The sequence below is a fragment of the Chloroflexaceae bacterium genome, assembly GCA_025057155.1.
Taxonomy (GTDB): domain Bacteria; phylum Chloroflexota; class Chloroflexia; order Chloroflexales; family Chloroflexaceae; genus JACAEO01.
The window spans coordinates 106317-119982 of record JANWYD010000012.1 but is presented as its reverse complement, the minus strand read 5'-3'; the positions used below and the strand labels follow the sequence as shown (position 1 = coordinate 119982).

The window sequence follows — 13666 nt, the reverse complement described above, 5'->3', positions numbered from 1 at the left end:
AGCGCCCCAAAGCGACAATAATCGCCCTGGAGCGCGGTTCATCAGCGCCCGGGCGGATGCGACGCGCGCCTTGCACCCGCACAGGAGCACCCATGTGGCTTCTCTTTTGATTATAGACGATGATGTGACCTTGCTGACGCGCCTGGCGGCGCAACTCGAGGCCGCTGGCTTTCAGGTGGCCCGCAGCAGCGATGTGGTTCATGGCGAGCGCCTGTTTGCCGAACAGCGTCCTGATCTGGTCATCCTGGACGTGCGGGCTGGCGACGGGCGCGGCTGGGAGGCGCTCGAACGCCTGGCTTCCGAACGTCCGGTGATGGTGCTCAGCGGGCTGGCCCGGGAGGAAGATGTGGTTCGGGCCTTCGAGGCCGGCGCCGTCGATTTCATCGCCAAGCCCTACCGCTCAGCGGAACTGGTGGCGCGCGTCCGCGCCCGTCTGGGTGAGACCCTTGCTCCTGGCGTGGCAACCACGACCGCGGCTGCGGTCGGTGCGCCCTCGCTTGCCGCGCCTGCGCCCGCCGCTGGTTCCTCCGGCATGTCAGAACCTTCCCCGTCGCCAGCGCCTGCTGCGCGCCCCCATGTCGCGCCGGAACCCCGGTCGAAGAACAGACGCCGGGCTGAGCGCAACCACCACGACGAGGCGGTGTTCATGTCCGAGGCCGAAGAGATGGCCCTGCTGCGTGCGCCTCCCCCTGCTCGCAGCCAGACGCCGCCGACCTCGGCGATCCTGAGCGAGGAGGAGGCGGCGCGCTTCGGCCCGCGGCTGCGCGCGGAACGCCTGCGCCGCCACCTGACCCTGGTGCAGCTCGAGAACGAACTGCACATTCGCATGTCCTACCTCCAGGCGATCGAAGACGAGAAGTTCACCTTGCTGCCGCGCGGCCCGGCGGCCCTGGATATGATCCGGCGCTATGCCGAACACCTGGGGGTTGATCCCGCGGCGGTGCTCGAAGAACTCGGCAGCAAGTTCAGCCCGGAGGCGCCGGAGCCGCCTGTTTCGCTGGGAGGCGCGCCCGCGTCGCGTAGCCTGCCACGCTGGCTCATCCCGCTGATCGCCGTGGCGCTGGCTCTTGCCCTGGGCTTCGGCGCCATTGCCGTGTTTGATCCCGGCTTCTACAGCCGCGCTCTGACCTCCTTGCAGGAACTCTGGAGCTATCTGTTGGGCCTCATGGGGCAATCCTGAGGATTGCCCCACTTCCCATGGCTCTGAAAAGGCTTTCAGTTCCTGCCACTGCCAGGGTTGGTCACAGCTCCACGACGGCTTCGCCGGTCGTCAGATCAACCGGGATGTTGCCGTCGGTTTCCGCGAGCCGGGTGAAGCCGTCCGCCGCGAACACCATAACGCTGACGCCATACGGCGCGCCCGGCTCGACCGCGCCGCTCCAGTAGGGCGCCTCGATCTGGACGTTCTCTGCCGATTGATCGCCGATCGTCGCGTCGGCGACGGCGAGCGTGTCGACGCCGATGCCGCTTGCGTCAAGGCGCGAGAGGGTCACGCTGACCTGCGCCCCCGGCGGGAAGGGCTGGCCCGCGGGAGCGCGCACCGTCAGTCGAAAGGTTCGGTCGGTCGGGACCGGTGTGGGCTCCACGACGACAACCCGCGCCAGTTCAAGGGCAATATCCTGCTGCGGCGCCCCGTCCGTGATCGCCGGCACGGGCGCCGGCAAACTGAACGACTGGCCGTCCGGCAATTCCAGGACCGCGTCGACCACGTAGTCGCGGCGGTCGTCGATCGCGGCCTGATGGTAACGGAGCGCAAAGGGGAAGGGTGGCGCCCCTGCTACCGCTACGGGCTGGATGGTGACAAAGCGCCGGTCTTCGCCGTCGTTGACGGCAAACTCCAGCCGCACAATCAGCCGGCTACCCGCGGGCGCGTCGCTCAACTCGGGTACGGCGACGGCGCCGCTGAGGCTGCGGAAGGGCGAGGGCCACTGCGGGCCGCTGATGGCCGCGCCGTCCGTTACCAGCTCCATGTCGGCGAGGAAAAGGGCGCCGGATGGATTCTCCGGACGCAGCGCCACTTCGGCCAGCCGCGCCAGGTCAACACCGGTGAGCGCCGCCAGGGGCAGCCGGATCGTGCCCGGGAAGACATGGCCAAACCAGTTCTCGCCCAGCACCTTGCCGGGCGGGAAGGCGACCGTGACGAGTTGCGCGGCCTCGCCGCCGGCGCCATCGCGCAGGATGACGCGCATACGCTGCATCTCGCCCGCGGGCGAGCGGCGGTCGAGCGGGTCGACGGCGAGCCGGAGTTGCAGCGCGCTGGCCGCCGAGGCGTCGGCGAACGCCGGCGGGATGGCGACCCGCAGCGCCGCGCCGGGCGCGTCCCAGGCCAGGTGCAGTTGCGCGGGCATGCCGGGGTTGCTGACACCCGGGCGGCATGGGCTGCCGCTGCCCGCCATGCCGTAGGGGCAGAAGTCGAGTTCTGCGCCCTCGACCTGCACCGCCCCGCCCAGCGGGCCGGTGCTCAACTCGCTGCTGGCGGCGCCGGGCAAGATCGGGCGGCGCTGCTCCGCCGGGGCGACCGGGACGAGGAGCACCGGCGCGCCGTAGAGGGTCGTGGGGACGGGCCGGGTGGGATCGAGGCCGGGGATGGCATTAGCGTCGCCCGACTCCCAGGCGCTGAGGAGCGCCGGGGCGAGGCCGGCCAGGAATTGCTCCTGGCCCTCGCGGGAAAGGCGCGGGGCCTCGGGCAGGCAGCGGCTCAAGAAGCGCTGGCCATCGTCAAGCTCAACCGCCGCGTTGAAGAAGTTGTGGTTGCCGCCCTGCAGCAAGTACGCCACCGCCGGGCTGCGCCGGCCCGGGTCGAGCCGGGCAGCCTCAACGTGGTGCTGGCCCTCAAGGGAGGAGACATCGCCGTCACACTCGGGCAGTACCACTGCCAGCGGCACGTCGAGCGGGGGAACGCTGTCGAACCCGCCCGCCACGGGCGGGGCGAGCAGCAGCAGGGCGCGAGCCGGCCCCCACCCGCCGGGCGCCGGGACATCTTCCGCCCAGGCGGCGGCGATCTCGTAAGCCCCGTTGCCGCCCAGCGAGTGGCCGATCAGGTACAGGCGCGCCGGGTCCACCGTGAGGCCGGGGTCGAGGCCGAAGGCGGGGGCGCCAGCCGCCAGTTGCTCCAGGTGCCGCTCAACAACGAACCGCAGCCGTTCCGTTTCCTGCTCAAGCCCGCCGAACTCGGCCCGAAAGGCGGTGTTCAGGTCCGGCGCGAGCGCGAGCGCGCCCTGGGCGGCCAGCGCCTCCAGCAGATAGCCGAGCCCGGGGTCATTGCGGAACTGGGTCGCCTGGGGGCAGATCATCGGCTCCTCAGGCGATTGAGGCTGCATCGGGCAGACGGCGTGGCTCCCGTGGAGCACGAGCGCCACCGGGTGCGGGCCCGCGCCTGCCGGAGCGGCAATCGTGCCCCGCAGCTCCAGGGGTTCGACCACGCCACCGCCCACCTCCACGCTCACATCAGCCTGGCCCAACCGGTAGGCCCGGGCAGCGAGAGGCGTCGTGGTAGGCGCGACGGTCACCGTGGCCGCGGAAGGGGGCGTCGCGGTGGGTGATGGCGCCGGCGGCGCGGCGCAGGCTGCCAGCAGCACCCCCAGCAGCACAGGGTAGAAAAGGACGCGAAAAAGGTGGTGTATGGGCAGCATTGCTCTCCTGGGGTCGTTTACTTAGCTGTCTGTGAACGAAGTTTTCCGGTAACTCCACCCCCTCCCCAACCCTTCTCAGGTGTACGGTTTTCCGGCGCATCCTCGCGTCGCATTCGCCATCTGGGGCATCAGGACACCCAACTCCCCCTCTCCACCATAGGTGGAGAGGGGGGCAGGGGGTGAGGATCGGAAGCGCATTGGAATGCCGAAAACCCCTTCGCGCTCGAAAAACCCTACACCTGAGAGCTCCCCAACCCTCCCCCGCTGGGGGAGGGAGTCCGGCGCCTCCCCCCAACGGGGGGGGGGGTTGGGAGGGGGGCAGAAATGCAAGGAAACTTCGTTCACAGACGACTTAGCGGGCAGCCGCGCGACGCAGGGCCAGCCCCGCGCCGCCGAGCACGGCCGCGGCCAGCGCCATCCAGAGCGCGGCGTGGCTCTCGCCGCCCGTGCCGGGGAGCGTCGTGGGCGGCGTCGCGCCGCCTGTGGCAGCCTGCACGGTAAAGACAAGCTCGGTCCCGTCGTCGGCGCTCAGGATGAGCCGGCCGGCGTCGAGGCGATAGGCGTTGACCGCATCCAGGGCAACGAAGAAGCGCCCCTCCCGCGAGCCCTCCGGCTCGGGGCAGGCCCGCAGCGTGGCCGCCGCCGGTCCAAAGTCAATCTTGCCGCTGCCCGTGGTAGTGTAACTCGTGCGGTAATTGTTACATCCCCCGGAGCCGTTCACCGCGTTCTGGGGGCCAAAGGCCATGGTGATCCCGCCGCCGGTCGTATCTTCGGCGCTGCCGCCGGCGGGTGTCAGGCTCACAAGCTCCCAGGTTGAGCCGGTGATCTCGCTGGGGAGACTGCCCTGGGCCATGGCGCGAGGCGCGCCGTTGAACGCGACGATGAGACCCAGGAGGGCAAGGAGGAACAATCTGTACATCGGTGTACTCCTTTTGCTGCGGTCGTGACCTGCGACGTCCCACGGGGGACGGGGGTAACATAATCCAAATGCGAGGAGAGCGCATCACGCAAAATGGAGTATTTCACGGCGCCTGGCGCATCCACTCATCCAGGTGGATGATCACCGCGGCTGTCTATGGGAATCAGCCGAGAACTACGCACCCGGCGCGTGCATCACCGAGCAGCTTTTTGTACGCTCATACTGTACACTTGCCCTCTATGGCGACGCCAGCCTCGACCCGGCCGGGCCGGGCAACCGTTGAGGCAGCGCCGATGCGAGAAGAGCTGTGACGCAGGTGCAGACGGCGCTGGCATCTCGCCGGTACGACGACCCGCGGCGCTGGTGGATGCTGGCGGCCTGTTGCACAGTCGCCTTCGCCCAGCAAGCCGAGCCCTTTCTATGGATGATCGGCTACGAGATCCCTTCGTCGGCCTTCGGGACAGGATGGCGCGAGTATCGTGTCCTCGCCAGCCTGGGCGCCTTGCTGTTCGTGGCCTGCCAGCTTGTCGGCGGCGTCCTGGGCGACCTGCTCGGCCGGCGCCTGATCCTGCTGCTCACCGCGCTGGTGTGCCCGAACACGCCGTACCTGGTCCTCGTGCCGATGATGATGCTGTTCGGCCTCGGCTTCCTGATCGCCTCGGCCTCCTGGGCCTACTTGCGGCCCTGCCGGCAGACCTGATCGGCCTCAACTCGGGGCTCAACCGGGCGGCCGGGCTCGCCGGCAGCGGTCTGGCCGGCGTGCTGCTCCCGACCGTCGTGGCATTGCGGGGGACGGCCGACTTCAAGCTGCGCATGGGCGAGTTGAGCCTCAACCCACAGCAGCAAGCCATCGCGCTGCAGGCCGTTGATGTTGCGCTGCGGCAAGGGATCACCGTCGATGACCTCGCCCGGACGCCGGCCACGATCGGCGGTCTGGGGCTGATGGCGGCTTACCGCGAGGCCTTCGGTGTCGGTGTCGCATCGGCCCTGGTGCTGACAGGCGCCGTCTGCCTTGCCGTCGCGCTCGTCGCGTGGCTCTGGCTACGCGGCATCAAGGGTAGCGCCGATGACGCCGGGGCGGGCGGGCGAAGCAGTTTAGGCCATCGGGGCCTCTAGAGAGGGAGAGTCGAGCATGGGTTGTCTATTCGCGATTTTCGCTGGAATGTTCCCGCGCCTCGGCGTTCTGTTCATCTGGCTGGCCCGCCCGGTGTTGTTCAGCGCCGCCTTCGGCGGGAGCTGGTTCTTGCCGCTGCTGGGAATCCTCTTCCTGCCCTTCACCACCCTCATGTACGTGCTGGTCTGGGGGCCGGGCGGCCTCGACTTCTGGGGCTGGTTCTGGGTTATTCTGGCCTTTCTGATCGATATGGGCGCCATCGGCGGCTCGGGCTATGCAAACCGCGACCGCCTCGGCAGTACGGCAACGCCCGGGCGGACATAGGCCGGACGCCCGGGCGACAGGCCGGCAGGAGAGCCGCGCGCTCCCCGTAAGGTCGAGGCCGAGGCCGAAGCATTGGCGTAGCCAATGCTTCGGCCTTACATCATGGGCTCGGATGCGATTTTAGACGCCCATTCGCAGCTTGCACACCGCCGCGATGAAAACCTGCCCCCGTACGGACGCAGCGCGCTGCGTCCGTACGGGGGCCGCAGCACGCTGCGGCCCTACCCGCCGATGTTCACCTCAGGATTGCCGCTGCCCCCGCATCCAACCCCAGGCGTGTACGGCAAGGCTGATCTGGCCGGCGGCAAAGATGGCCAGTAGCGCGCTGACGGCAGCGGTACTCACCGTTGACCAGAAGGTCAGCGCCTGGCGAATATCGCCTAGCGACGCACGGGTGGCAGTGACGCGCGAAGCGACGTCCTCCAGAACAGCGCGTATCTGTCCCAGACGTTGGGATGTATCTTCGACGGCAGACTCGAGGCGCACGGGATCACGGGTCTCAATTGCCGCACGCATCTCCTCGGCCTGGGCGCGCGCGGCCTCGATCTGCTCGTCCAGCCTGGCCAGCGCGCCGGGGAGAGCCGGCACTTTCGGAAGCGGCAAACGGCCGAGTTGTTCGAGCCGCTGATTGAAGCGCTCCAGCCCGTCTTGGAGGCGTTGCGCGCGGAGCGTCAGTTGTTCCAGCGCGGGTTGCAGTTCGTCGGTGACGAACCGTTGTACCCGCTGCACCGCCGGCCTGTCGGCGCGCTCTGCGCGGAGGGCCGGCAGCTCGCTCCGCAGCACCTCGAGCTTCTGTTCTACGCCAGCAACGTTAGCATCGAGTGTGTCAATCGTCTGGACCGTCAGATCGAGATAGTCGGTGAGCGTATCGATCACCGCCAGCGAGGTCGCATCAACGGTGGCCTTGGCGAACCAGGCGCCGATTGTGCCGGTCACGCACAGCAGGAAGGTGATCAGCGCAACCACGAACACCACGCCACCGGCGATTCTACGCAGGAGAGTCATAGAACCACTCCATGCCTCATCGAGGCAGGGGCTTGCGCCGCGTGAACAGGCCGGCCTGGTAGGCGATACCCGCTGCGGCCAGCACGAGCGCGAGCGATGTGGCAAGCAGCCCATCCAGCCAGGGTAGCAGCATGCCGATGCCGCGCATGGTCAGCATTGACCCTGCCAGCCCGGCGAGGATGATCACCGCCCAATCCTTGAAACTGATGACCAGTACGGCCCCGATGCAGGCGCCGGCCACGGCCAGGATCCAGTCGAGCAGGCCGAAGCTGAGGCGGAAGAGGTCAAGCACGTTCAGCGTGATCGCGGCGCCCGCCACGGCGCCGAGGATGAGGGTGAGGCGGCCCAGGGCCCCTCTCGCCCGGCTCGCACCGAAGAAGGACAGTGCCGCGAACCCGAGCGTAATGAGCAGCGCCAGCCAGAAACCCTGGTTCCCTGGCAGCAGGCGCAGCAGGGCGAGTCCGAGGATGGCGCCAACCGCCGCTCCCGCGATGGTCAGCCGCGAGCCAACGACGAGAACCACGAGCCCCGTGGCGATCAGTAGGTAGGGAAACATTTGCCGTCTCCGTCTCCGTATCCGTGGGGTACACATACCCCTCCCATCCCGAAGAATGGAAGGGGGTTCTCGGAGCCAGAAAGCCCGGTGGCGCCAACCAGGTGGGCCGCCAGGCCAGTGAACGGAGAGGGCGTCACTACTCCTCGCCGAACTCGGCGCGCAGACGCTCCTCCTGCTCCTGCGAGAGGTTGGTCTGGATGATCTCGAAAGGCGGCAGGCTCTTCATCGCCTCGATCACCTTATCCGTCACCGCGGCCTGGCTCATCAGGAAAAGGGCCGATGTCCCGGGGGTCACCTTCTCCTGCACCGACTTGATGAACCTGTCATCGATGCCATAGTCCGCAAAGCGGCCGGTGAGCGCGCCCATGGCCGCGCCGATGGCCATGCCGAGGAAGGGAATGAGAAACAGCAGGCCGAAGAGCATACCCCAGAAAGCTCCACTAAGAGCGCCAGCGCCAGCGGTCGAGTAAAGTTGGCGCGTCTTCGGCTTCTTCTTGTCGGCGGGCCAGCTCACCACCGCTGCGTCGAGCACCTGGATCAACTGCTGCTTCTGAAGGCTTTCCAGCAGGTTCAGGGCCTGATCCGCCCCGTCAACCGAGTTGAACTTGAGTACACTTAGCGTGGCCATTATCACTCCTTCGACCGTACATCGCCGGGCCGTTCCACTAACTTGCCGGCCCTGGCCCTTGTGCGGAGTCATTACAGCATACGCGGCCGCGACCCGGATCACACGCCAGGAGCGTTTCACCATCGTCCGTCTGGTTGAGCCTGTGGGCATCGTCTGGTCGAGCGCTGGCACATCCATGTGGATCACCCGAAGCTCCACTGCTGGCGGTTCATCAGCAGCGTCACAAACCCAGCAGTCCACTCACGCCGTTCCACGCGAAGAAAAGGCCGAACACCAGGGCGACCGTAATGGAGATCGGCCGATTGTAGGTTGTGAGCCAGTCAATCGCCCGCTGGAGGAGCGTATGCGAGCGCCGCGGCGCGACTGCGGAGACAAGCACGGCGAGAATGAGCAGGATCTGCGCGAACACGATGTAGGCGGCGTAGGCGATGATCGCGCCGGTCCGGTCGAGCCCTGCGGCGTTGATGACGGCAAGGGCCGAGAGCGTAAACGCCCATAGCTTCGGGGCGACCGCGACGCCCAGCGCGCCCATGCCGAACGCTCTGAGGGCCGTGGTCTGATTAAGCGACTGCATCCACTTCGGCGGCGGATCGTCCGGGTCCTCCTCCTTGCGCCATTTCTTGTACGCGGCGATCAACAGCAGAATGCCGAGGAGCAGCTTCATGGTCGCAGCCACAGGGGCGCCGCCGCCCGCCGTCTCGTCTGCTGAGGCGGCGAAGACCACGCCGAAGAGCACGCCCTGCACCACACGGGTGAGGGTCATGCCGAGGACGAAACCGGCCCCCTTGGCGAGCCCACCCGGGCTGGCGAGCAGCAACAGGACGATAATGAGCCAGAGCGGCGCCAGGACGTTGCCGAGGATCATCGGCAGCAATTCGCCTGCCAGGGAGGTCATGAGGTTCTCCTCGCGTCATACCATTTCGGATTGTGGATTTTGGATTGCCGTATTTGGCGTCCGAATGGGGTTAACGTAGGGCCGAAGCATTGGCGTCGTCGTAGGCCCTACGACGACCCATCGCGCGCCTGCCAGTGAAGGAGGACGGTCGTGCCCGCGTCCGGCGCGGTCTCAATCGTGAGTTGCGCCCCGATCTCGCTCGCCCGCTCCCGCAGGATGTCCAGGCCCAGGCCGCCGCGCGACGCCCGGGCCGGGTCGAAACCGCGGCCATCGTCGCGCACCCGCAGCAGCACCTCCGCCGGGGTGCAGTCCAGCGTGACCTCAACCCGTGCCGCGGCGGCGTGCTTCACCACGTTGTTGAGCGCCTCCTGGACAATGCGGTAACAGGCCAGTTGCACCTCCGGCGCCAGCGTGCAGTCGTTCTCGACCGTCACGGTGACGGTGAGGGGGCTATGGGTACAGAGCGAGGCGGCCAGGATCTGCACCAGCCTGCCCAGTGACAGCTCGGTCAGGGATCGGGGGCGTAGCTCGAGCAGCAGGGTGCGCATCTCGGCCAGGGCCCCCGCGGTCAGCCGGCGCAGTTCGGCGGCGCCCCGGGCCGCGCGCTCACGGTCGCGCTCGATGGCCTCGGGCAGGGCCTCGGCGATCAGGCTGGCGGAGAAGAGGGTCTGGGTGACGGCATCGTGCAACTCGCGGGCCATGCGGGCGCGCTCCTCAAGCATCGCGGCGCTGCGGGCCTGCTGCCGCAGCCGCTCGTTCTCCAGCGCCAGCGCGACCGGACTGACGAACGGCTCGATCTGCGCCACTTCGCTGGCGCCATAGACATCGGACTGCGGGTGTGCCAGCACCAGCGCGCCGATCACCCGCTCCTGCACCACCAGCGGCGCCACCAGCCACGTCTGCGCGCGCACCGGCTGCCCAAACATCCTGGCGAGGTAGCTGATGGCCTCGCTGCTGGCATTGGCCCGGTGCAGCACCTGCGTGCGCCCCCCGGCCAGCACCGGGCCTAGCTGCGGGAGTTGCTCCAGGTCGAGCCGCACCGGAACGCTGGCCGGCGCCAGGTCCCGGCTCCGCAGCGCGCGGAGCGTGAGCGACCTGTCCTCGACGGTGAAGATCGCCGCGGTGCTGAAGGGCGCCACCTCGCCGATTTGTTCGAGGATGCCGCCGAGCAGCGTGTCGAGGTCGAGGCTCATGATCAGGGTGCGCTCAAGTCGCACCTGGCCCTCCAGGCCGGCATTGGCGGCGGTCAGGGCCGCGGTGCGGGCGGCGACCTCGGCCTCCAACCGGCGCCGCTGGCGTTTCTCCCCCTGCAGGCGCAGACCCACCCCGCCGCCAACCGAGGCGACCACCGTCGCGCCGGCCAGCAGGGTGAACCACCACGTCTGCCACCAGGGTGGAACGACGATGATCCGCAGCCGCCGCGTTTGCGTTCCCCAGACGCCCTCGCCATTGGCGGCCTGGACCTCGAAGGTGTAGGCGCCCGGGTCGAGGTTGGTGTAAGTGGCAACACGGCGCCGGCTGTCAACCTCCACCCACTCCGGTTCAAAGCCCACCAGCCGGTAGCGGTAGCGGGCAGCCTCGGGGGCGCGGTAGTCGAGGGCGGTGAACTCCAGGCTCAGCACCCGGTCGCGGTAGAAGAGCGTCAGTTCCGTTGCGGCGTTGATCGTGGTCGTCAGGGGCGCCGTCGGGCTGAGGGCGACCGGTCGGTTTGCGACCAGGACGTTGGTGAACACCACCGGCGCCACCTCGGTCTGCGGCCGCACCTCGCGCGGGAAGAAGGTGACCAGGCTATCGAAGCCGCCCAGCACGATCTCGCCGGCGCGGGTGCGCGCCGAGCCGTTCAGGGCGAAGCCGCCGGGCGGCAGGCCCGCCGAGGCCGGCGTGTAGGCCACGCTCTTCCCGGTGCGCGGGTCGAAGCGCATCAGGCCCTGGTTCGAGGTGAGCCAGAGGTTGCCGGCGTCGTCGGGCTGGATGCCGTTGATCTTCCCGCTCAGCAAACCGTCGGCGACCGTATAGCGCGTGAAGCGGCCGGTGGCCGGGTCGATCCGGTCCAGCCCGCTGTTCCAGGCGGCGGCCCAGATGTTGCCCGCCGGGTCGGCGTAAAAGGCCAGCACCGTATTCGAACCCGGCGTGTTCGGGTCGTTGGGCTCGTGGCGATAGTTGGTGAAGCGGCCGGTGGCCCGATCAAGACGGCTCACTCCGGCGCCCTCGTGGCCGAGCCACAGATTGCCCCACTGGTCCTCGACGATCGCGCCGACGTTATCCGAACTGATGCTGGCGGGGTCGTTGGGATCGTGGCGGTAGCGGCTGAAGCGCCCGGTGGCCGGGTCGAGGCGGTTCAGGCCGCCGCCGCGCGTGCCGATCCAGATCGCCCCATCGCGGCTCTCGTACAGGTCGAAGATGTCGGCCTGGCTCAGCGCCGCCGGGTCGTCGGGGTTGGCCGGGTAGTGGACGAACTGGCCGGTGGCGTGGTCGAAGCGGTCGAGACCGGTATGGTAGCCGATCCACAGCCTCCCGCTCCGGTCGAGGAGCATGGCCTGGGGCCGGTTGCCGGCAGGGCTGTGGGGGTCGGCGGGGTCGTGGCGGTAGTGGCGCACCACGCCTTGCTGGCGGTCGAAGCGGGCGACGCCCGAGTCGGCCACGCCGAGCCACAACGCGCCGTCGTTGTCTTCCACGGCAGCCCTGATCACCCCGGGCCAGAGCGCGTCGGGAAAGGCTTCCGGATCGGGTCGTGCTCTGTAGATCGTGAACGGCCCGGGCTGGAGGTCAACCAGGGCGACGCCGCGGTTCTCCGTCCCGACCCAGAGCAAGCCGTCGGCGCCCGGCAAGAGGCTTTCGATGCTATTTGTCGCCAGCCCGCTGCCCGGGAGAGCCAGGCGGTTCACGTCGGTGAAGCGACCGCTGGCCACGTCGAAGCGGGCGAGACCGCCGCCGTAGGTGGCGACCCAGAGTTGCCCTGGGCTGGTCTCGGCCAGGGCCACCACGTTATCGCCGGGCTGGTCGGCGGGCGCGCCGGGGTCGCGGCGATAGCCGGTGAACCGGTTGCGCGCCTCGTCGTAGCGATAGAGGCCGGCGCCGGTGACGCCCACCCAGAGGGCGCCTGCGCTGTCACGCAACAACGTCGCCACCCTGTCCCCGCCCAGGGAAGCGGGGTCGGCGGGGTCGTGGCGGTAGCGGATGAAGCGCCCCGTGGCCGGGTCAAAGCGGTTCAGCCCTCCCGCCGTGGCGACCCACAGCCCGCCCCGCCCGTCGTCGAGAATGGCCGTGACGTCATCGTCGCTCAGACTGTACGGGTCGGCGGGGTCGTGGTGGTAGCGGGTGAAGCGCCCCGTGGCCGGGTCAAGACGGTTGAGCCCGCCACCGAGCGTGCCGACCCAGAGTCCTCCAGCGCCATCTTCGCAGATGGCCCGCACCGCGTCGCTGCTCAGGCTGGCTGGATCGGCGGGGTCGAAGCGGTACAGGGTGAACCGCTCGCTCAGCGGGTCGTACCGGTTGAGCCCGCTGGCGAAGGTGCCGATCCAGAGGTTTCCTGCGCGGTCGGTGTACAGCGTGTCGATCTGGGCGCTCGCCGGTGTGTTCGGGTTGCCTGGATCGGGGCGGTAGACGACGAAGCGGTGGCCGTCGTAGCGCGCCAGCCCCTCGAGCGTGCCGAACCAGAGGAAGCCGAAGCGGTCGCGGGCGATGGCATACACGGCGGGATGGGGCAGCCCTTCAGCGATGCCGAGCATCCTGATGGGGAGACCGCCGGCCGGACGCGCCGGCGCCTGCGCGACGACGCTGCGCGTCGGGGCGAGGAGCATCAATGCCACAAAGACCAGCGTCGCCCAGCGACGGGTCTTTTCGAGACTGGTAACACGAAGAATGGCCAGCAGGCCCATATGGGGCATTATACGCCTGTATGGCTGAGCGCGCGCTATCCATGCGGACGGGCGGGCGATCATCCCCAACCGTCTCGCTGTGGCTATCTACCCGAGCCAGCGGCAAACCGCTCCCGGGGGGCGTGTGCCGCAAGGGCCGATCCGGTATAACGATGAAGGTTGCTCCCGACACCTGACAGAGGTGTAGAGATGTGGAGATGTGGAGATGTAGAGATGTGGAGGTGACATGCTCTTCCCGTGGTTGCTCCACACCTCCACACCTCCACACCTCCACACCTCCACACCTCCACATCTCCACACCTCCACAGCTCAGAGCCGTGGAAGTGGCGACGCGAAACGGACATACGAGGCGCCTATGCGGGTCAGCATCGTCGAAGCCCACGATCACGTACGGGCCGCCCTCTGCTTCATCCTGGCGACACGGCCCGGCGTCCAGCTCGTGGGGGCCTTCGGCCCCCGGCCCGATCTGGTGGCGCGGCTGCTGGCGCTGCGGCCCGACGTGGTGCTGCTGGACTGGGAATTGCCGGCCCACCTGGCCCCACAGGTGCTTGGCGCGCTGCGCCGTGTCTTCGCGCCCGTGCGGGTGATCGTGCTCAGCGCGCGGCCCGACGACGAGCCGCGGGCGCTCGCCGCCGGGGCCGACGCCTTCGTCAGCAAGGACCAGCCGCCCGCGCTGCTTATCGAGTCATTGTACGGCTGATACTGAGGAAAGGGA

Annotated in this window: 12 protein-coding genes; 5 read left to right on the top strand and 7 right to left on the bottom strand. The window is 68.5% G+C overall.

Features of this window, described 5'->3' with window-relative positions; translation table 11 throughout:
* Positions 1 to 94: 94 nt before the first annotated feature.
* Positions 95 to 1180, top strand: coding sequence for a response regulator (locus tag NZU74_12815; protein MCS6882206.1), 1086 nt, complete (start codon positions 95 to 97; stop codon positions 1178 to 1180).
* A gap of 61 nt (positions 1181 to 1241) precedes the next feature.
* Here the strand turns inward: NZU74_12815 and NZU74_12810 are convergent, their stop codons facing one another.
* Positions 1242 to 3632 (bottom strand): YbaY family lipoprotein, encoded by a 2391-nt coding sequence (locus NZU74_12810; protein MCS6882205.1) that lies wholly within the window; start codon positions 3630 to 3632, stop codon positions 1242 to 1244.
* A 352-nt stretch (positions 3633 to 3984) separates the two neighbouring features.
* Positions 3985 to 4551, bottom strand: a complete 567-nt coding sequence (locus NZU74_12805; GenBank protein MCS6882204.1) for an META domain-containing protein — start codon at positions 4549 to 4551, stop codon at positions 3985 to 3987.
* A gap of 307 nt (positions 4552 to 4858) precedes the next feature.
* Between NZU74_12805 and NZU74_12800 the strand changes: the two genes are divergently transcribed.
* Genes NZU74_12800 through NZU74_12790 form a run of 3 tightly spaced genes read left to right on the top strand, consistent with a single transcriptional unit; the run spans position 4859 to position 5989 of the window.
* Positions 4859 to 5251 carry a hypothetical protein gene (locus tag NZU74_12800; protein ID MCS6882203.1) on the top strand — a complete coding sequence of 131 codons (393 nt, stop codon included), beginning with the start codon at positions 4859 to 4861 and terminating at the stop codon, positions 5249 to 5251.
* A gap of 59 nt (positions 5252 to 5310) precedes the next feature.
* Entirely contained in the window at positions 5311 to 5667 is a 357-nt protein-coding gene (locus tag NZU74_12795; GenBank protein ID MCS6882202.1) for a hypothetical protein, read from the top strand.
* A 16-nt stretch (positions 5668 to 5683) separates the two neighbouring features.
* Positions 5684 to 5989: a hypothetical protein gene (locus NZU74_12790; GenBank protein ID MCS6882201.1), complete on the top strand. Its 306-nt coding sequence runs from the start codon at positions 5684 to 5686 to the stop codon at positions 5987 to 5989.
* A 240-nt stretch (positions 5990 to 6229) separates the two neighbouring features.
* Here NZU74_12790 and NZU74_12785 read toward each other — a convergent pair whose 3' ends face one another.
* From NZU74_12785 to NZU74_12765, 5 genes are all read right to left on the bottom strand, one after another.
* Entirely contained in the window at positions 6230 to 6994 is a 765-nt protein-coding gene (locus NZU74_12785; GenBank protein MCS6882200.1) for a hypothetical protein, read from the bottom strand.
* Positions 6995 to 7010: 16 nt separating this feature from the next.
* Complete coding sequence (locus tag NZU74_12780; GenBank protein ID MCS6882199.1) at positions 7011 to 7550, bottom strand: hypothetical protein; 540 nt, start codon at positions 7548 to 7550, stop codon at positions 7011 to 7013.
* 136 nt (positions 7551 to 7686) lie between these two features.
* Positions 7687 to 8178, bottom strand: a complete 492-nt coding sequence (locus tag NZU74_12775; protein ID MCS6882198.1) for a DUF1269 domain-containing protein — start codon at positions 8176 to 8178, stop codon at positions 7687 to 7689.
* A gap of 220 nt (positions 8179 to 8398) precedes the next feature.
* Positions 8399 to 9073 carry a GAP family protein gene (locus NZU74_12770; protein MCS6882197.1) on the bottom strand — a complete coding sequence of 225 codons (675 nt, stop codon included), beginning with the start codon at positions 9071 to 9073 and terminating at the stop codon, positions 8399 to 8401.
* Positions 9074 to 9180: 107 nt separating this feature from the next.
* Entirely contained in the window at positions 9181 to 12960 is a 3780-nt protein-coding gene (locus tag NZU74_12765) for a histidine kinase (protein ID MCS6882196.1), read from the bottom strand.
* A gap of 346 nt (positions 12961 to 13306) precedes the next feature.
* On the opposite strand from NZU74_12765, the gene NZU74_12760 reads away from it, so the two are divergent.
* The gene (locus NZU74_12760; GenBank protein ID MCS6882195.1) at positions 13307 to 13651 is read left to right on the top strand and encodes a response regulator transcription factor; all 345 of its coding nucleotides are present in this window, start codon (positions 13307 to 13309) and stop codon (positions 13649 to 13651) included.
* Positions 13652 to 13666 lie beyond the last annotated feature (15 nt).